The organism is Sagittula sp. (assembly GCF_052825245.1).
Genome location: NZ_JBRBWD010000050.1, coordinates 24,658 through 44,000 on the forward strand (window position 1 = coordinate 24,658; position 19,343 = coordinate 44,000).

Genomic DNA, 19,343 nt, shown 5'->3' on the forward strand with positions numbered 1-19,343 from the left:
GTGGCCCCCCGGTGGTTCGCGGCGGCGCTTGCCGGGCGTTGCGGCCGGGTGACGGGGTCCGTGCCGTGAGTATTTGGGAAGCAGAGAAACATGCGGTCAGTCCCTTACCTGCCAGCGGAGGCTGTCCGGGGGCTGCGGGACGGGGCTGGCCTGCCGGCCGGTCTGCGGGCGGGCCTCCTGCGGGGGGGTGGCCTTTGCGATGCGGACGCGCAGGTCGAACCATGCAGCCTGACCGGTGACCGGGTCGGAGTTCGACCAGCGGAGGCCGTCGCCTTTGGGGGGCAGCAGTTCGTGGATCAGGTGGTTGAGCAGGTAGCCCCTTGTCGCCTCGGGCGCGTCCGGGTCGAGCGCCCAGGCGCCCTTGCGCTTGCCGATGGCGTTCCACGTCCAGACGGTATGCGGGTTGAGCGCGGCCATCTCCAGCACCGGGACGGTGATCTCTCCGTGCGGGGAGGTGACGCGCACCCAGTCGCCGTCGCGCAGGTCGTGCGCCTGCATGAGGGCGGTCGGCACGTAGAGCGGGTTGTGGCCGTGGATCTGGCGCAGCCATGCGTTCTGGCTGCCCCAGGAGTGGTACATCGCCATGGGTCTTTGGGTCAGCGCGTGGATCGGGAAGTCCGCATCGGTCGCGCCGTCGGAGGGCGGGTACCAGACGGGAAGCGGCGTCAGGCAGTCCCTGATCCGGTCGCGCAGGTGGTCGGGCGGCTGGTGGTTGCCCTTGCCCTCGGCCGCCATCTGGAAGCGGCGCAGCGGTTCGGCGTAGAGGGTGAAGAGGTAGGGCGTCGGAGCGTCCATCAGCCCGTGTTCCACCGCCCAGTCCTGATAGCCCATGTTCCACGGCTTGAAGTACTGCGCGTCCCCGGGGATGTGCATGGCGTGAAAGCCGCCGTTGGCGATGTAGCTTTCGATCTGCCCGCCGTTCGGGTCGCCGCGTCCGTGTTGCAGCCCGTGTTTGCCCAGCCGCCAACCGGAGAGCGGGCCGATGCCGGGCTTGCGTTCGTGGTTGATCATGTAGTCGGCGTAATCGGCGTAGAGCGGCGCGCCGTCGCCGTCCACCATGCCCGGCAGGCCCAGCCGCGCGCCGAGGTCCAGCAGCACCGACTGGAAGCCCCGCACGTCGCGGTCGGGCTCCACCACCGGCCAGCGGATCGCGTCGGCGGCGGCGCCGGGTTCGGAGATCGGGCGGTCGAGCAGCGAGATGCAGTCGTGCCGTTCGAGGTAGGTGGTGTCGGGCAGGACCAGGTCGGCGTAGGCCACCATTTCGGACGAATAGGCGTCGGAGTAGATGATGCGCGGGATGACGTAGTCGCCGCTGTCGTCGGTGCGGGTCAGCATCTCCATGACGCCCCTGGTGTTCATGGAGGAGTTCCACGCCATGTTGGCCATGTAGAGGAACAGCGTGTCGATGCGGTAGGGATCGCCCGCGACCGCGTTGGAGATGACCATGTGCATCAGCCCGTGGGCGGACAGCGGGTTCTCCCAGGTGAACGCCTTGTCGATCCTGAGCGCCGTGCCGTCAGGCCCCAGCGCGAGGTCGGCGGGCCCCTGCGGATAGCCGAGGTGCGAGCCCTTCAGCGGCTGGCCCGGCACCGCCTCGGCGTGCGGTTTCGGGTGGGCGGTGGCCGGCTTCGGATAGGGCGGCTTGAACCGCATGCCGCCGGGGGTTTCCACCGCGCCGATCAGGATCTGCAGCAGGTGCAGGGCGCGGCAGGTCTGGAAGCCGTTGGAATGGGCAGAGATGCCGCGCATGGCGTGGAAGGCCACCGGGCGGCCCACCATCTGCGCGTGCCGCTCGCCCCGGAAATCGGTCCAGGGGCGGTCCAGCACCACAGGATCGTCGAAGGCGGCGCGGGCGATCTCTGCCGCCAGGGCGCGGATGCGGGCAGGTGTCAGGCCGCAGCGGTCGGCCACGGCCTCCGGCGCGTAGGCGTCCGACAGGTAGGTCTCCGCCAGCCCGGACATCACCGTGACATGGGTGACGCCGGCGCGGCGGATGTGGCCGGCCAGGTCGGGCCGGATGCCGGGCGTGTCGAAGGCAACGGGCCTGCCGGTCCGCCGGTCGACGACCAGCGGCTTGCCGTCCTCGTCGCGCAGGAACAGCCCGTGGGTGTCGGACTTCGGATCGCCGTCCAGCAGGACCGGCGCATCGGTGAAGCGCGACAGGTAGTCGAGGTCGATGCGCCCGGCCTTCAGCAGGCAGTGCACGAGGCTGAGGATCAGGAGGCCGTCGGTCCCCGGGGTGATCCCCACCCAGTCGTCGGCCACCGCGTTGTAGCCGGAGCGCACCGGGTTCACGCCGATGATCTTCGCGCCCCGCGCCTTCAGCCTGCCGATGCCCATCTTGATCGGGTTGCTGTCGTGGTCCTCGGCCACGCCGAACAGCACGAAGAGTTTCGCGTGCTCCCAGTCGGGGGTGCCGAATTCCCAGAAGGCGCCGCCCATGGTGTAGATGCCGGCCGCCGCCATGTTGACGGAGCAGAAGCCGCCGTGCGCCGCGAAGTTGGGGGTGCCGTATTGCTGCGCCCACCAGCCGGTGAAACTTTGCGACTGGTCGCGCCCGGTGAAGAAGGCGAGCTTCTCCGGCGCCGTCTCGCGCAGGGGTTTCAGCCAGGAGACCGCCGTCTCGAGCGCCTCTTCCCAGGTGATCTCCTCGAATTCGCCCGACCCGCGCGGGCCCGTGCGCCGCAGGGGCGCCCTGAGCCGGGCGGGCGAATTGTGCTGCATGATCCCGGCGCTGCCCTTCGCGCAGAGCACGCCCTTGTTGATGGGATGGTCGCGGTTGCCCTCGATATAGGCCACCTTGCCGGACTTCATGTGCACGTTGATCCCGCAGCGGCAGGCGCACATGTAGCACGTCGTCTTGCGGACCTCGTCCGAGATCCGTGGCGCTGTATCGACCCGTGGCTCTCCCATCCGGCCTCCCTGTCACCGTGCCGCTTCTCGGGGGACCCGGGGGCACGTCTGCATCATTGGTAGATCAATTCCACCAGACCGCAAGCTTCCGGTCCGCGGTTCCGCGAAACTCGGCCAAGAGGGGACAGAGGCGGCGGATTGCACGCCGGTTCCGGAACGCCGTTCGCGGGCGACAGCGGCAGGCGCGGGCCGGTTGATCTTCGCCCGCCGCGCGGTCAAAGTCTGCCGCGCAGCGATGGCGGGGGTGGCATGGCGGTTCTGGAACAGGCATTCGACACGGCCCGCGCCCGGCAGGCCCGCGTGGTCTTTCCCGAGGCGGGGGAGCCGCGCATCGACGCGGCCTGCGCCCGCCTTCAGAACGAAGGTCTGGCGGTGCCGGTGCCCCTGCCCGACACGCCGACAGAGGCGCAGGTGGCCGCCCTGACCGGCGCGCGCGGGGTAACGGAGCCCATCGCGCGCAGGATGCTGGCGCGCCCGCTGTTCCGCGCCGCCGCCATGGTCGCCGCGGGCGAGGCCGAGGCCATGGTCGCCGGTGTCGCCAACCCGACCCGCCGGGTGATCGAGGCGGCCTCCATCGCCATCGGGCTGGCCGACGGCGTGGCGATCCCGTCCAGCTTCTTCCTGATGGTCTTTCCCGACGGGCGGGAAGTGATCTTTGCCGATTGCGCCGTGAACGTGGCCCCCGACGCCGAGGGGCTGGCCGCCATCGCGCAGGCCTCGGCCCGCTCCGCAACGGCGTTGCTGGGGGAAGCGCGGGTGGCGCTTCTGTCGTTCTCCACCGGGACCAGCGGGGCCGGGCCGTCCGTCGACGCGGTCCGCGCCGCCGCCGAGCAGACGGGCTTCGACGGGCCGATCCAGGCCGACGCCGCGCTGAACCCGGTCATCGCCGCGCAGAAGGGGATGGGCGCGGGCGATGCCAACACGCTGGTCTTCCCCTCGCTCGACGCGGGCAACATCGCCTACAAGCTGGCGCAGGAACTGGCCGGGGCGCAGGCCATCGGGCCGATGCTTCAGGGCTTCCGCAGGCCGGTCTGCGACCTGAGCCGCGGCGCCCGGGTGGAGGACATCGTCGCCGCCACCGCGCTCTGCATCGCGATGGGCTAACGGAAGGCCAGCGCCCTTACGCCCTTCGACACCGGGCGGCACGCCACGGCACGCCGCCCTTCCCGACGGTTCAGCCATGGCCCGGCTGGGGCCGCATGTCTGCCGGGTCGATGCCCGCCACGACATTGGGCTTCTTCATCGCATCACGGCGGAAGGGTTCGCCCAACTCCTGGTTGATCATCGCCTCGATCAGCGTGGTCACGCCGTCTTCCATCTGGGCGCGGCAGGCCTCGGTCAGCGCCTCGCGCAGCTCGTCCATGCTGCGCGCCACGACGCCCTTCAGCCCGCAGGCCTGCGCGATCCCGGCATAGCTCACCTTCTCGTCCAGTTCGGTGCCGACGAAGTTGTCGTCGTACCAGAGCGTCGAGTTCCGCTTTTCCGCACCCCACTGGTAGTTGCGGAAGACGATATGCGTGATGGCGGGCCACTCCTTGCGGCCGATGGCGGTCAGTTCCGTGACCGAAATGCCGAAGGCGCCGTCCCCGGCAAAGCCCACCACCGGCACGTCGGGGCAGCCGATCTTGGCGCCGATGATCGCGGGCAGGCCGTAGCCGCAGGGGCCGAACAGGCCGGGCGCGAGGTACTTCCGCCCCTCGTCGAAGGACGGGTAGGCGTTGCCGATGGCGCAGTTGTTGCCGATGTCGCTGGAGATGATCGCATCCTTGGGCAGCGCGGACTGGATCGCGCGCCACGCCATGCGGGGGCTCATCCAGTCGGGCTTGTCGGCGCGGGCGCGCTCGTTCCACGTGGTGCCCGGGTCGTCGTCCTCGTGATCCATCGAAGACAACTGCTGCGCCCACTTCGACTTCGTCTCGGCGATCTTCGCCTTGCGGGCATCGCGGCCCTCGTCCCCGGCGTCCGGCGCCAGTTGCCGCAGGATGCCGGTGGCCACCTTGGCCGCATCCCCGACGATGCCGACCGACACCTTCTTGGTCAGGCCGATGCGGTCGGGGTTGATGTCCACCTGGATGATCTTCGCGTCCTTGGGCCAGTAGTCCATGCCATAACCCGGCAGGGTCGAGAACGGGTTCAGCCGCGTGCCGAGGCACAGCACCACGTCGGCGTCGCGGATCAGCTCCATCCCGGCCTTCGACCCGTTGTACCCCAGCGGCCCGGCGAACAGCGGGTGCGATCCGGGGAAGGCGTCGTTGTGCTGATAGCCCACGCAGACCGGCGCATCGAGCCGCTCCGCCAGCGCCATCGACGCCTCGATGCCGCCCCTCGACAGCACCACGCCCGCGCCGTTCAGGATCACCGGCGCCTTGGCGTTCGACAGAAGCTCCGCCGCCGCCGCGACAGAGGTCTCCCCGCCCGAGGAGCGTTCGAACTCGACCGGTTCCGGGATCTCGATGTCGACGATCTGGGTCCAGAAATCGCGCGGCATGTTGATCTGCGCCGGTGCGCTCGCCTGCTTCGCCTTCGAGATCACGCGCGTCAGCACCTCTGCCACGCGGGAAGGGTCGCGCACCTCTTCCTGGTAGGCGACCATGTCCCGGAAGAGCGCCATCTGCTCAACTTCCTGGAAACCGCCCTGCCCGATGGTCTTGTTGGCGGCCTGCGGCGTCACCAGCAGCAGCGGCGTGTGGTTCCAGTAGGCGGTCTTCACCGCGGTGACGAAGTTGGTGATGCCGGGTCCGTTCTGCGCGATCATCATCGACATCTTCCCCGAGGCGCGGGTGTAGCCGTCGGCCATCATCCCGCCCGACCCCTCGTGCGCGCAGTCCCAGAACATGATGCCCGCCTGCGGGAAGAGGTCGGAAATCGGCATGAAGGCCGAGCCGATGATGCCGAAGGCATGCTCGATCCCGTGGCGCTGCAGCACCTTCACGAAGGCTTCTTCGGTGGTCATTTTCATGGAGTGTCTCCCCGGACATGCGGTTCCCGGCGGCTGGTCCGCCCGGGCTTTGCGCGCCAATCTAGCCAGCGACCCCGGCCCGCGATAGGGCCAGTTTGAACACCGGATTAAGACCAGAAACAGAAAGCCCGCGTCAAGTTGACCTTCTCGCGCCGGAAGGTAAGGTGCAGCCTATCTCGTTGAAAGGACGTTCGAATGCGCCTTGTCTTGGCCCTCATGCTTCTGGGCACCCCCGCCCTTGCCGCCGACATCATCGACGGGGGCGACCCGGTGATGGGCTGCGACGTGACCCTCCGGGGGATCATCGCGCCGGGCGACACCGACAAGGCCTCCGCCGTCATCCGCGCCCGGATCAGCGACATGGCCGCAGAGGACGGCGAACCCGAGGAGTCCTATTCCCTGACCATGTGCCTCGACAGTCCCGGCGGCTCGCTGGCAGAGGGCATCCGGCTGGCGCATTTCTTTACCGACAGCAAGACGATCACCGCCGTCCCGCGCGACACCCGCTGCGAAAGCGCCTGCGCGGTGGCCTTCCTGGGCGGCGCGGTGAACACCTACTACGCCGACGCGGGCACTGACCGGCAGACCATGCGCATCCTGCACCCGACCGCGCGGCTCGGCTTCCATTCGCCGTCGCTGACGGTGGAGGACGGCAACTACACCGCCGAAACGGTCAGCCGCGCCTACGGCGTCGCGCTGGCCGGGATCGGCCAGTTGCAGCAGCTCAAGGAGAAGATCTACATCACCGACGCGCTGATGAGCATCATCCTGACCACGCCGCCGGACAGCATGACCTACCTCGAAACGGTCGGCCAGTCGGCCGCGTGGCACATTCAGGTCGCACCGGTGAAGGCCCCGGCCGAGCTGACGCGGGACCTTGTCGCCACCATGTGCAACAACATGAACCGCGCCGCGCCGAAGGCCGCCGGCGCCGCCGCGCCCCTCGAGCCGGAGCTGAAGCCTGACGATATCGAGCTCTACAAGGCCGAACCCGACGTGCCCTACGTCTACGTGACCGTCGATGCCACCTACCGCTATCCCGGCGAGGTGCCCTGTTCCTTTGGATGGCAGCCGCTTTCGGTGGGCGACCATCCCACCCGGATCATGGACGGGACGCTCGATATCTTCATGAACATGCCCTACGCGTGGTTCGCCGCGCCGGAAACGCCCCTGCCCGCCCTCGCCCGGCGCGACGACTGGACGCCGGAGGACACCGGCGGCGGCGCACCGGCCAGCACCACCGCCCGCGCGCTCTGCCTTGTGCTGCGGGACGGCGATCTGCGCGATCAGGACCCCTGTACGCTGACCCGCACCCAGCAGGGCCTCAGCGAGGTCTTCACCTTCACGTGGCCCTCCGGCGCGCGCACCGTGGTCGAAGAAACGGTCAGCGGGCCGAAGCTGAACGGCGCGCAGACGAACACCGAAAGCCTGTTCATCAGCAAGTTCTCCACCAACGCCTCCCGCGATGCGATGAAGCGGGTGGCGGCGGCGCAGGGGATCGAGGGCAACGCCTGGCGCTGCTGGCTGAACCCGTCGTCGGGCAACAGGTTCTGCGCGCTCGACACCGAACGCGAAGGGGCGATCTTCGACTGAAGGCGGGACGGCGTCAGAGCCGCGACAGAAGCTCCGCCTTCTTCGCCTCGAATTCCTCGTCGGACAGGATGTGGATGTCGCGCAGGGCGCCCAGCTTTTCCAGCGCGGCAAAGATCTCGTCGGCAGAGTTCAGCACCCGCGCCCCGGAATAGATCGAGGGCGCCTCCGGCTCCGGCCGGGGCTGCGCGAAGGGATCGTTCTCCGGCTCGGGCGCAGCCGGTGTCGACCATACCGGTTCGCGCGCCTGCGGCTCCTCGGCTGTCGGGGACGGCTTGGGCGGTGCGAACTCCGGCGGGCGGGAGGCCTCCGGCAATTGCGGAACCTGCGAGGACTCGGCAACGAGGGACGGCTCGTGGTCGTCCAGCGCGACCGGCCCCCATGTGCTGTCGCCCGAAGAACCGTCATCCAGGTCGGCCGCGGTCTCCGGTGCGTCCCGGTCCGCCGTTTCCGTGGTGTCCTCGTCGGGGGCGGGCGCGTCCTCCGGGTCTTCGCGGACCTCCTTCAGGCTGCGCAGGTCGACGGTGCCGTACTGGCTTGTGAAGGTCCAGCTTGCGGAACTGCCCTGCTGCTGGCTGATGCCGCCGATCTCGTGGTTGCCGGTGTCATAGACCGTCACCCGCCCGGCAAGGTTGATCGCCAGCCGGTGCTTGTCGGGGAAGATCGCGTAGCTCAGGTCGTTCTGCGAGCCCTGGCTGGCGGGCTGACCCAGGCCTTCCGGCCACCAGCCCGACGCCCCGCCAAGGCCCATGCTCATGCCGCCGGACCGGCCCAGCCCCTGCGACTGGAACTGACCGCCTGTCTGTGTGCCGGCCTTCGGCGCGCTGCGCTCGAACAACGGGGTGCGCGACGCGACCTGCGCGATCTCCGTGCACAGCGCATCGACCTGCGCCTTCAAACCGTTGTTGAACATGTCGCCGACCATGGTCATGCCGCCCCAGGACCACTGGCCCATGCCGCCCAGTTCGGGAATGTCGAATTGCGCCTGCGTGCCGCCGCCGCGCAGGACCGCCTCCATCAGCGTCTGCACCGCCTCGCGGGAAACACCGTGTTGCGTGCTCAGGTCTTCGCGCAGTTGCGCGCCTGCTTCGGTGAGGCCACTCATGAACGAATCCCTTGCGTGTATCGGGTTAATCCGGCGCTACCACGGATCGACCCGAGTCTCCACCGCGTTGCCCGTCGTGTCAGGCCGAACGCCGCTGAGGGTCCCTGCGTTTCATCGCGACGGCCTCTTCCAGCAGAATTTTCACGCGTTTGCCCCAGGCGTCCCAGTTCAGCCGGGTCTCGTAGATCGTGCGGGATGTGCGGCTGAGCGCGGTGTACCGCTCCGGCGCGGCAAGGTGTTCGCGGATGAGCCGGGCGAAATCCTCCGCCCCCGAACCGGGCGGCAGGGCATAGCCGTTCTCGCCGTCCCGAACCGGCACGCCGCCGACCCGCAGGCAGAGCGAGGGCATCCCCCAGGCCGAGGCCTCGCAGAAGGCAAAGCCATAGCTTTCGTGGGAGGGCATCACCATGAAGTGCGCCTCCCGCAGCGCGGCTTCGAACAGGGCAAGCTCCGCAGGCACCGCCTTGTCGAGGTGGGCGCGCACGGTGACGTGTTCGTTGATGTGCATGTCGGGCGGGACGCAGCCCACCACGGTCAGATGCGCGTCGACGCCCTGCGCCCGCAGCACGTTCAGCGTGTCGAAGGTCAGCGGCCCGCCCTTGGTGAACCAGTCCCGGCCCAGCACCAGCAACCGCACGGTCCCCTTGGGGTCCAGCACCTTCGGCCCCGACCACTCCGGCGCCTCGATCCCCGCGCCCCATTCGACGCATTTGCCCACGCCCGGCGCCAGGCCATAGCGGTCGTCCACCGCCGTCCGCAGCCACTCCGACGGCCAGAGCCCGAGGTCCAGCTGCCTCAGCACATCGGCTTCGCGCCGTTCGACCCAGCCGTCCATGACCTGCGCCAGCGGCATCGTCCGGTCGTGCGCCGCACCGATCTCCGAACAGCGGAACACCGTCTGCACCGCGTCGGAGGTAAAGGCGCTCACCACCTGCCCCGGCACCCGCACACCTGACAACGCATGCAGCGCATAGGCGCCGAAGACCACGTCGGGAGAGGTCTCCTCGAGGTAGCGCGTCACCCGCCGTCCCACGACACCGCGCAGCGCGTAATGCGCGCGCCAGCGCAGCCGCATGTTCATCCCGGTCGAGGTCGACAGGATCGCCTGCCGCACGGGCTCGGCGGGGCCCCAGTCCTGCGGCACGACCGAAACCTCGCCGACATGGCGTTCCAGCGTCTCGAAGATTCGCCGGTTGCCGCCGGAATAGATGTTCCGGTCCTCGGGCGGCATGTCTGTCAGGTAGGCAATGCGCAACGTGTTGTCCCCGGAAATGCCGAAACGGATAGGAAACCGCCCTGCACGGGCAATCCGGCGATAGTATGGCACCCCGCGGACCATGTTTCCAACCTTGCAACGGCGTGACCGGTTCCGCACAACCCGCCCAGCTTTCCTTACAATCGGCGCATTGCCGACGCGACTTTGCCTGACGCCGCTGCTATCAGGCGGGCACCGGGGTCCATCAGGCGGGCACCGGCCCGCCCGCGCACCCGTTCCGCAGCACGAAGGCCCGCAGCGCCCCGATGCCCAATCCGATCGCCTTCCTTGCCCTCGCCTGCTTTCCGCTGGTGGTTGCGGTGCTCTACGGGCGGCTGCCCGCGGACCGGGCGCTGATCTGGTCGATCCTCGCCGGCTACCTTTTCCTGCCCGAACCGCCCGCCGTCTTCGACTTTCCCGCCGCCCCCCCGCTGTCGAAGCACAACATCCCGGCGCTGATGGCCTTTGCCCTCGCCATGTGGCGCCACGGGCCGCAGGGATCGCTGCTGCCGCACTCCCTGCTGGGCAAGGCGCTGGTGCTGATCTTCACCTTGTCGCCCGCCGTGACCGTCCTCACGAATGGCGAGCCGGTCTTCTGGGGGCAGGTCGGCCTGCCGGGGCTCGGCCTCAAGGACATCCTGGCGCTGACCATCCAGCAGTTCCTGTTCCTGCTGCCCTTCCTGATGGCGCGCCAGTTCCTTGCCAGCGGCGGTGCCCAGCGCGAGCTTCTGAAGGCGCTGATGATCGGCGGGCTGGTCTATTCGTTCCTGATGCTGATCGAGATCCGTCTTTCGCCGCAGCTCAACCTCTGGGTCTACGGCTTCTACCAGCACCAGTTCGGGCAAAGCGTGCGCTTCGGCGGATACCGCCCGGTGGTCTTCCTGTACCACGGGCTGTGGGTCGCGTTTTACACCTTCATGGCGGTGATCGCCGCCTGGGGCCTGTGGCGATTTTCAGCGGGCCGGAACGGGGCGAAGCTCCTGCTGGCCGCACTCTGGCTGACCACGGTGCTGGTCCTTGCCAAGTCCTTGGGCGCGATGATCTTCCTCATCGCGCTGGCGCCGCTGGTCGTCCTCGCGCCCGCGCGCCTGCAGGTCCGCATCGCGATCCTGATCGGCGTTCTGGCGCTGGCCTACCCGCTGCTCAAGGGCGCGGCGCTGATTCCGGAAGAAACACTGCTGGCGCGCGCCGCCGCCATCGACCCGGACCGTGCCGCCTCCCTCCGGTTCCGCTTCACGAACGAGAACACGCTGCTCGACCGCGCCTACCTGAAACCGCTGTTCGGCTGGGGAAGCTGGGGGCGCAACCACATCCTCGACCCGGTGACCGGCTTCATCCTGACCGTCACGGACGGGCGCTGGATCATCACCATCGGCGTCTACGGCTGGGTGGGCTTCGCCGCCGAGTTCGGCCTGATCCTGCTGCCGCTCCTGCTGATCGGGCGCGAGGTGCGGTTGGCCCGGTCACAGGTTTCGCCGCTTGTCGGGCCGCTGTCGCTGATGCTGGCGGCGAATCTGGCCGACATGATCCCCAACGCCACGCTGACGCCGCTTACATGGCTGATCGTCGGGGCGCTCACCGGCTATGCCGAAAGCCTGCGGGCCGAGCGCCTCAGGCCCGCATCCGTCGACAGCCGGAACACCTCAACCGCCGACCCCGAACAGACCGGCGCGCCCGCCCCCGGCTGGCGCCCGGTCATCGGCGCGCCGAAGGAAAGCCGATGACCCGCGTTCTTGCCGTGGCCGAGGCGGCCAACCCCGAATGGGTCAGCGTGCCGCTTGTCGGCTGGTCGCTCGCCTCTGCCCTGCGCGAGGTCGCCGATGTCCACATCGTCACCCAGACCCGCAACCGCGACGCATTCCTGCGTGCCGGGATGCGCGAGGGCACCGATTTCACCGCCATCGACTCCGAGGCCATCGCCCGCCCCATGTGGAAGCTGGCGGAAAAGCTGCGCCTCGACAGCGGCAAGGGCTGGACCACGCTGCAAGCGGTCAACGCGCTGTCCTATCCCTACTTCGAACGGCTGATCTGGAGGCGCTTCGGCCACGATATCGGGCGCGGCGCCTATGACATCGTGCACCGCATCACGCCGCTTTCGCCGACCTCGCCCTCGCCGCTGGCGGCGAAATGTGCCCGCGCGGGCGTGCCCTTTGTCCTCGGCCCGCTGAACGGCGGCGTGCCCTGGCCCAAGGCGTTCGACGCCGAACGCCGGGCCGAGAAGGAGTGGCTCTCCTACGTGCGCGGCGCCTACAAGCTGCTGCCGGGCCGCCGCGCCACGCTGACGAACGCGAGCGCGATCCTCGCCGGGTCGCGCCACACCGCGTCGGAGGTCCCCGACCACCTGCAGAACCGCGTGATCTGGCTGCCGGAGAACGGCATCGACCCCACGCGCTTCTCGCGCATCGCGGCGCCGCAACCCGGCAGGCTGCGCGCCGCCTTCGTCGGACGGCTCGTGCCCTACAAGGGCCCGGACATGCTGCTGGAGGCCGCGGCCCCGCTGCTGCGCGACGACCGCATGACGCTCGACATCATCGGCGACGGCCCGATGATGCCCGACCTGCGCGCACAGGCCGACCGGCTGCGCATCGGCGCGGCGCTCACCTTCCACGGCTGGCAGGCGCACGAACAGGTGCAGGACATCCTCGCCACGTGCCACCTGCTCTCCTTCCCCTCGATCCGCGAATTCGGCGGCGGCGTGGTGCTGGAGGCGATGGCGCTGGGCGTCGTGCCGCTGATCGTCGACTACGCCGGGCCGGGAGAGCTGGTGGACGACGCGACCGGCCTCAAGGTGCCCTGCGGCGCGCGCGAGCAGATCGTCGACGGTTTCGCCCGGAAATTGGCCCGTCTGGCCGAGGCGCCGGAACAGCTTGCCCCCATGGCCGCCGCAGCGCGCGCCCGCGTGCAGCGCGACTTCCTCTGGTCCGCAAAGGCGCGGCAGGTGGCGCGGGTCTACGACTGGGTGCGCGCCGGCAGCCCCGCGCCGAAACCCGACCTGTTCGGGGACTGAAGGCGCAGCCGTCGCCGCGACCCCACGGGACAGAGACAACCATCAGCGCAAACGGCCAAGGGCAGACACGCAGGCCCGCACCCTCCGCACCATCATGGCGGCCCGCCGTCCACCCCGGACACCGAAAACCCCGCGTCGTGTCGCGTTCAGACCATGAGGTCGCGCCCGGGGCAGAGCGCCGCCCGCCGCTGCGCCAAGGTGCGCGGCACAGGACCCTGCCCCGCCGCAGGCCCAGACGACGAGTGCCCCCATGTTCGAACGCCGCATCCCCGAATGGCTCCGCCACGCCCCCGCCCCGTCCGTTAGGGGGTTCGCCACGCTCGCCGGGTGCGAGGCGGTGGCGCGGGGGATGCTGATCTCCGTCTTTCCGGTGGCGCTCTACGACGCGCTGCAGGACGCGGGCGAGGTCAGCGCGATCTACTTCGCCATCGGCCTCGTCTCGCTGCTGGTCGGGCTGCTCGTGCCCTTCGTCAACCGCTTCATCCCGCGCCGCGTGGTCTATGCCATGGGCGCGCTGTCTTTCGTCACCGGCGCGGGGCTGGCGGCCACCGGCGGCGCCGCGGCGCTGATCGCCGGGCTTGTGCTCGTCTCCTCCGCGACGGTGGTCTGCTTCGTCTGCTTCAACGCCTACGTTCTGGACTACATCGCCCGGGTCGAACTGGGCCGGTGCGAGACGCTGCGCCTCTTCTACTCCGCCCTCGGCTGGACCATCGGGCCGGTGACCGGCGTCACCCTCTGGACCGTCTGGCGGCCCGCCCCCTTCCTCATCGCGGCGCTGGCGGCGGCGGCGATGCTGGCGGTCTTCCTCTACATGCGGCTCGGCAACGGCAAGCTCATCACCCGCGCCCGCCGTGCCACGCCGAACCCGCTGGCCTACCTCGGGCGGTTCCTGCAGCAGCCGCGCCTGATCTCCGGCTGGCTCTTCGCGGTGATCCGCTCCTGCGGCTGGTGGGTCTACATCGTCTACCTGCCGATCTTCGCGGTGGAGAACGGGCTGGGCGACCGGCTGGGCGGCGTTCTCGCCTCCACCACCAACATGGCGCTCTTCGCCTCGCCGCTGATGCTGCGCTGGGTGCAGGCCCGGTCGGTGCGGGGCGCCGTGCGCACCGGCTTCATGGCCTGCACGCTGCTGTTCCTCGCCGCGGGCCTGTCGGGCGCGCTGCCGTGGATCGCCATCGCCGCGCTGTTCTCGGCCAGCATCTTCCTGATCCTGCTCGACATCTGCGGAGGCCTGCCCTTCCTCATGGCGGTCAAGCCCTCCGAACGCACGGAAATGTCGGCGATCTATTCGTCCTTCCGCGACGTGTCGGGCATCCTGACGCCAGGGGTCGCCTGGGTCATCCTGCTGGCCGCGCCGGTGCCCGCCGTCTTCGCCGCCGCCGGCGCCGCAAGTCTCATCGCGTGGCGCATCGCGGGACACCTGCACCCGAGGCTGGGCGAACACCGCATCCGCTTCCCGGAAGAGGCCCCGCCGCGCGTTCCCGCCGGAACGCCGCTGCCTTCGCAGCAGTAGGCGTCAGAGCACCCGGGGCCTCCGCCGCCGCATCAGGATCATGTCGCGGACCTTCGCCTTCATCCCGCGGGGCGGCAGGATCTCCCGGTCCATCTCGAACACCGATCCGCTGTAGGCGGCATCTCCCTTCAGCGCCAGCCGCACGCCCCACTCGGCCGAAACCTCGGGCGCCACGCCATCCGGTATCCCCATGGTCGTCGCCAGCATCCCCGGCATCCAGTCCGACACCACGATCCCCGGCAGCCGGTCGCCCAGATCCGCCAGCAACGCACGGGTGAAGATGCGTGCCGCCCCCTTCGACACCGAATAGGCAGAGGACGCAGGCAACGGGTTCAGGTCGGCAAAGGTCGCCACGTTCAGGATGCGGCCCCGCCCGCGCGGCGCCATGTCCTCCAGCACCGCGCGGGTGCAGTTCACCACCCCGCCGAGGTTCACGCCCATGGTCGCGGCAAAGCTCTCGCCGCTTTCGGCAAGAATGTCCCGGCGCGGATAGACGGCGGCGTTGTTGACCAGCACCGCCACCGGCCCGAGCGTGGCAAATCCCGCCTGCACCGCGCCCCAGTCGGCCACGTCCATCGGCAGGGCGGTGAAGTCCGGGCCGCACAGGCCCGCCGTCTCTTCCAGCGCCTCCGCCCGCCGCCCGGTGCCGGCTACGCGGAATCCCCGGCCCGCGAAGGCCACCGCCATCGCCCGACCAAGGCCGGAGCCCGCGCCGGTCACCACGACGCATCCGTCCTTCGGCGTGAAGTCAGTCATCCGCACCCATCCCCCCGGCCACGTGCAGCGCGAAGGCCGCGATTGTCAGGCTGGGGTTCACCCCCATCGACGTCGGCATGAAGGAGGCATCCGCCACCCAAAGGTTTTCGACATCGTGCGCCCGCCCGTCGGGCCGCAGGACGGAGGATGCCGGATCGGTCCCGAACCGCAAGGTCCCGCAGGGATGCCCCCAGTTCAGGTCCGGCGCAAAGCCGAGGAACATCCGCCGCTGCCCGCGGAAGGCATGCCGGATCGCCTTGCGGAACGCCTGCCGCCGCGCCTTCAACTCGTCGTGCAGGGTGTAATGCACCGCCCCGTCCGCGCCGACCCGGTTCTCCCGGTAGGGCAGGTCCTCCATCAGCCCGACGAAGATCTGCGCCGAGCCCATCAGCTTCTGCGCCACCGCAGCGGGCAGGCGGGACAGCGGCGCCAGCCGGGACAGGCCCCGCGCCGCCAGCATCCGGTTCAGGTAGAACACCGTCTCGCCATAGGACGCACGGATGCCCATGGCCTGCACCGTGCCCAGCCGCTGCCCTTCGAGGTGATAGAGATCGCGGAGCGAGATCGCCTTCGTCGCAGCACCTTCCACCCCGGGCCACAGCGCGAACATCTCGTTGAGGTGGAACATCAGGTTGCGCCCCACAAGGCCGGAGCGATTGGCGACCCCCTCCGCCCAGCCCTCGCAAGCCGAGCGCAACAGCACAGCGGGCGACCCGAGCGCCCCCGCCGCCAGCACGTAGCGCCGCGCGGTGAAGCGGCGGGTTTCGCCGTCCACCCGTGCCTCCATCCCCGCAACCCGGGCGCCGTCCATCACCAGCCGCGTGACCTCCGCCCCGGTCAGAAGCTGCGCCCCGGCGGCCAGCGCCGGTTCCACCCCGGCGGAACGCCCGTCCATCTTGCAGGCGCGCGGGCATTTGCGGCCAAGGCACATGGCGCAGCCCTCCAGCCGCTCCACCCCGGTGTGCGCGTGGTAGGGATGCAGCCCCGCCTTGCGGAACCGCGCCATCATCGCCGCCTCCACCCCCGTGAGGTCCGGCGCCGCGCGCAGCGGCAGGGGGGCCTCGGACGACAGCGGGTCGGGCGTGCCGTAGACGCGGTACATCTGTGCCGCCTTCGCGTAGAACGGCGCCAGTGCGTCGAAACCCAGCGGCCAGCCGCCGGTGGGATGCGGGCGTCCCGGCACATCCTCGAGGTCATGGCGTTCGGGCCGTTCCAGCGTCGCCGCGTAAAACACCGACGACCCGCCCGGCCCCGCACCCCGCGGCGCGTAGAACGCCTGCGCGACGCCGTCCACCGTGACCGACAGCGGCTCCGGCCAGAGGCCACGGGTCGCGCGCGCCTCCGGCACGAAGATCTCCGACAGGCCGTTTTCGGCGCTGCGCACGTCGGCCAGCCCCTTTTCGATGAACAGCACCTTCTGCCCGGTCTCCGCCAGCGCGCGGCCGATCGTGCCGCCGCCGATGCCGGTGCCGATCACCACGGCGTCCCACTCAGCCTCCCAGTGGGTCATCCTTCGGTGGCGCCGGTCTGCGCCGCCTCCGTCGCGAGGCCCTCGAACAGCGGGGCGAAAAGATCGCGCACCCGCAGCGCGGCCGCGTTGGTCACATGGTTGTTGTCGAAGAACTGGCCCACGCCGTCCACCACCGCCGAACAGCGCGTGCCGTCGCAAAACCGCGGCCAGGGGTCGATCAGCGCGACCCGGCCCTCTGCCGCCAGCGCCTGCCACGGCAGGTCCGCCTGCGCCGCGCGATCCGCCAATGCGGTACGGTCGACCTCGGGCTCGGTCCTCGGCGGGGCGGCGAAGGGCAGCCCGGCATGGGTCGCCTCCCGCGCCGCGCGGCGGCTGTCGTAAAGCGGGATCTCCGGCGGCTGCCGCAGGACGAAGATGCGGTCGAAGTAGCGTTCCAGATGCGCGACCGTGGCCTCGGCGGCGCGCGACACGACCGAAGCCTGCGCCTCCCCCACCTCTTCCGGGCCGGTGGTCGGGTAGATGGCGATGCGGTTCCCGGCGTCCAGCCCGCTGCCCGTGCCCTCGGCGTAGTAACCCCAGCGCCCGACCAGCAGCACCGCCTCGACGCTGCCCAGCCGCGCGAAGCTCTGCTTGATCTGGGTGTTGGCCTGGGTGCAGGCGGTGTTCTGCGCCGGGGTCGCGGCGGTCTCGACCTTGCGGATGTCGATCAGCGGCGGACAGCCCGCGCGCCACAGGATGATCCCCGGCACCCCGGCCTCATGCGCCGCCATGTCCAGCCCCTCCTTGAAGGCGCGCAGGTGGCTGTCGCCCCAGACCAGCACCTTCGGCGGGCCGTCCGGGCCGATCGGGCAGACCTCCAGCCCGTCGAGCGGCAGCTGGTCGGCCACGTAGCACCGGCTGAAATCCTGCAGGAAGTCGCCGGACGCCGCGATATGCACCGCCGCCTCCGGCCCGAAGCGCTGCGGCAGCCCGTCCTTGAGGTAGACGTAACCGCCGAACGCCAGCGCGGCTGCAGAAGCGCTCAGCGTGCCGAACAACACCGCCCAGCCGGGCAGGCGGTCGGCCCGGCGCACGGGCTGTTCGACGAACCGCCACGACAGCCATGCCAGCGCCACCGACAGGGCCATCCAGACCACCGCCTCGGCGGGGTGGGTGTAACCGTCGCGCAGGTAGCTGGACAGCACGAAGACCGGCCAGTGCCAGAGGTAGAGCGAATAGGAGATCAGGCCGAAGAAGCGCAGCACCGGCAGGCGCAGCATGGCGCTGACTCCATGCGTCCCGTTGCCCGTCGACAGCAGCATCAGGGTGCCCGCCACCGGCAGGATCGCCAGCAGCCCCGGGAACAGCGGACCTGCGGGGATGAAAATCACCGAGACCAGCACCAGCAACAGGCCGATCCACGCGAAGGGCGTCCAGCCCTGCCAGCCGGACTGCCTGCGGTGGCCCCAGATCGCCAGCAGCACGCCGCTCAGCAGCTCCCACGCGCGGAACGGGAAAAGGAAGAAGGTCGCCGTCGGATAGGCCGGGGTCAGCAGGACGCAGGCCGCCAGCGAGACCGCCCAGATCGCCACCAGCGCCGCCAGAAGGCCCCAGCGCCAGCGCGCCAGCACAAGGATCAGCAGCGGCAGGAAGATGTAGAACTGCTCCTCCACCGCCAGCGACCATGTGTGCAGCAAGGGCTTGTCGTGGGCCGCCACGTCGAAATAGCCGGTCTGCCGGAAGAAGAGCACATTCGACAGGTAGACGGTGGAGGCGATGGCGGTCTTGCCGAACTCCCGGAACTCGAAGGGCAGCATCAACACCCAGGCGGCGGCGGCGGTGACCGCCAGCATGGTGAAGAAGGCGGGCGCCAGACGGCGGAACCGGCGCAGGTAGAAGTGCCTCAGCCGGACCCGGCCCGTGGCGTCGTATTCGCGCCAGAGGATGCCGCCGATCAGGAAGCCCGAGATGACGAAGAAGATGTCGACCCCGGTGAAGCCCCCGGCGAGCGGCACGCCGAAATGGTAGAGCACGACGGACAGGACAGCGATGGCCCGCAAGCCGTCGATGTCACCGCGGTAGGGCGGATGGCGGGTCTGCGAAGTCATTGTCCTGCCGGTTTCTCCGGTTGCTCGAAACATCCTGCCTCCGCCTGCGGGAATCCGCGCTGCGGGACAATGGTAAACACTGTAATGCGACGGGCCTCTGCGGTCCTCTGTTGCGTTTGAAAGCAGGATAACCCATTTCAGGGCAGGAGTGTGGCAGATCGAAGGCCCCGGGACGGAATGCAGCAGGACACACGGATTTCAGCCGACGTGCCCGACTGGTCGCGCGAGCGGATCGACACCTTCTGGGCGCCGGGCAAGAAGCTGATCCGGGCGGTGCGCCGCTATCAGCACTGGCGCGGACGCGGTGCCTTTGGCCGGCTGGTGTCGAAATACTGGGTGGCGAACCACTGGTTCTGGTCGCTGATGACCCAGTCCGAACTGCACCTGACGACCGAGATCGGCGGCGGCCTGCGCCTGACCCATCCCACCGGCATCATCGTGCACCCGAGGGCGCGCATCGGCGTGAACTGCATGATCTTCCACCAGGTGACCCTGGCCGGGCCGGTGGTTCTGGGCGGTCACGTGGACGTGGGCGCCGGTGCCAAGCTGCTGGGCCCCCTGACCGTGGGCGACCACGCGGTGATCGGCGCCAACGCGGTGGTGACCCGCGACGTGCCCGCCGGTGCGACGGTGGCCGGCAACCCGGCGCGGGTGATTTCCGGCGGTACCACGGACGCATAGGGGTTT

13 protein-coding genes are annotated in these 19,343 nt (G+C 69.7%); 6 read left to right on the plus strand and 7 right to left on the minus strand.

Annotated features, from left to right (window positions below; all coding sequences use genetic code 11):
* Positions 1 to 96 precede the first annotated feature (96 nt).
* Positions 97 to 2,913, minus strand: a complete 2,817-nt coding sequence (locus tag ACU0DV_RS20850) for a molybdopterin oxidoreductase family protein (RefSeq protein WP_446240757.1) — start codon at positions 2,911 to 2,913, stop codon at positions 97 to 99.
* A gap of 249 nt (positions 2,914 to 3,162) precedes the next feature.
* On the opposite strand from ACU0DV_RS20850, the gene ACU0DV_RS20855 reads away from it, so the two are divergent.
* Positions 3,163 to 4,017, plus strand: a complete 855-nt coding sequence (locus ACU0DV_RS20855) for a phosphate acyltransferase (protein WP_446240756.1) — start codon at positions 3,163 to 3,165, stop codon at positions 4,015 to 4,017.
* 70 nt (positions 4,018 to 4,087) lie between these two features.
* Here ACU0DV_RS20855 and xsc read toward each other — a convergent pair whose 3' ends face one another.
* Positions 4,088 to 5,872, minus strand: a complete 1,785-nt coding sequence (gene xsc / locus ACU0DV_RS20860) for a sulfoacetaldehyde acetyltransferase (RefSeq protein WP_446240755.1) — start codon at positions 5,870 to 5,872, stop codon at positions 4,088 to 4,090.
* A 195-nt stretch (positions 5,873 to 6,067) separates the two neighbouring features.
* On the opposite strand from xsc, the gene ACU0DV_RS20865 reads away from it, so the two are divergent.
* The gene (locus ACU0DV_RS20865) at positions 6,068 to 7,465 is read left to right on the plus strand and encodes a hypothetical protein (RefSeq protein ID WP_446240754.1); all 1,398 of its coding nucleotides are present in this window, start codon (positions 6,068 to 6,070) and stop codon (positions 7,463 to 7,465) included.
* 13 nt (positions 7,466 to 7,478) lie between these two features.
* Here the strand turns inward: ACU0DV_RS20865 and ACU0DV_RS20870 are convergent, their stop codons facing one another.
* Both ACU0DV_RS20870 and ACU0DV_RS20875 read right to left on the minus strand, forming a co-directional pair.
* Entirely contained in the window at positions 7,479 to 8,567 is a 1,089-nt protein-coding gene (locus ACU0DV_RS20870; protein WP_446240753.1) for an SHOCT domain-containing protein, read from the minus strand.
* Positions 8,568 to 8,646: 79 nt separating this feature from the next.
* Positions 8,647 to 9,822: a glycosyltransferase family 4 protein gene (locus ACU0DV_RS20875; protein ID WP_446240752.1), complete on the minus strand. Its 1,176-nt coding sequence runs from the start codon at positions 9,820 to 9,822 to the stop codon at positions 8,647 to 8,649.
* Positions 9,823 to 10,088: 266 nt separating this feature from the next.
* Here ACU0DV_RS20875 and ACU0DV_RS20880 point away from each other — a divergent pair, with 266 nt between their 5' ends.
* From ACU0DV_RS20880 to ACU0DV_RS20890, 3 genes are all read left to right on the plus strand, one after another.
* A complete protein-coding gene (locus tag ACU0DV_RS20880; RefSeq protein WP_446240751.1) occupies positions 10,089 to 11,546 on the plus strand; it encodes a hypothetical protein in 1,458 nt (485 codons plus the stop codon).
* Complete coding sequence (locus ACU0DV_RS20885; protein ID WP_446240750.1) at positions 11,543 to 12,829, plus strand: glycosyltransferase family 4 protein; 1,287 nt, start codon at positions 11,543 to 11,545, stop codon at positions 12,827 to 12,829. The genes ACU0DV_RS20880 and ACU0DV_RS20885 overlap by 4 nt, the downstream gene beginning before the upstream one ends.
* Before the next feature lie 250 nt (positions 12,830 to 13,079).
* Positions 13,080 to 14,342: an MFS transporter gene (locus ACU0DV_RS20890; RefSeq protein ID WP_100928805.1), complete on the plus strand. Its 1,263-nt coding sequence runs from the start codon at positions 13,080 to 13,082 to the stop codon at positions 14,340 to 14,342.
* Between the two features lie 3 nt (positions 14,343 to 14,345).
* Here the strand turns inward: ACU0DV_RS20890 and ACU0DV_RS20895 are convergent, their stop codons facing one another.
* The 3 genes from ACU0DV_RS20895 to ACU0DV_RS20905 are packed head-to-tail and all read right to left on the minus strand — an operon-like array spanning position 14,346 to position 18,656.
* A complete protein-coding gene (locus tag ACU0DV_RS20895) occupies positions 14,346 to 15,098 on the minus strand; it encodes an SDR family oxidoreductase (RefSeq protein ID WP_446240749.1) in 753 nt (250 codons plus the stop codon).
* Entirely contained in the window at positions 15,091 to 16,608 is a 1,518-nt protein-coding gene (locus ACU0DV_RS20900) for a GMC oxidoreductase (protein ID WP_446240748.1), read from the minus strand. The genes ACU0DV_RS20895 and ACU0DV_RS20900 overlap by 8 nt, the downstream gene beginning before the upstream one ends.
* On the minus strand, positions 16,605 to 18,656 hold the full coding sequence (locus tag ACU0DV_RS20905) for an acyltransferase family protein (protein WP_446240747.1): 2,052 nt from the start codon (positions 18,654 to 18,656) through the stop codon (positions 16,605 to 16,607). Before ACU0DV_RS20905 ends, ACU0DV_RS20900 begins: the two co-directional genes overlap by 4 nt.
* Before the next feature lie 177 nt (positions 18,657 to 18,833).
* Here ACU0DV_RS20905 and ACU0DV_RS20910 point away from each other — a divergent pair, with 177 nt between their 5' ends.
* Positions 18,834 to 19,337: a serine O-acetyltransferase gene (locus ACU0DV_RS20910; RefSeq protein ID WP_446240746.1), complete on the plus strand. Its 504-nt coding sequence runs from the start codon at positions 18,834 to 18,836 to the stop codon at positions 19,335 to 19,337.
* The last annotated feature ends 6 nt before the right edge of the window (positions 19,338 to 19,343 follow it).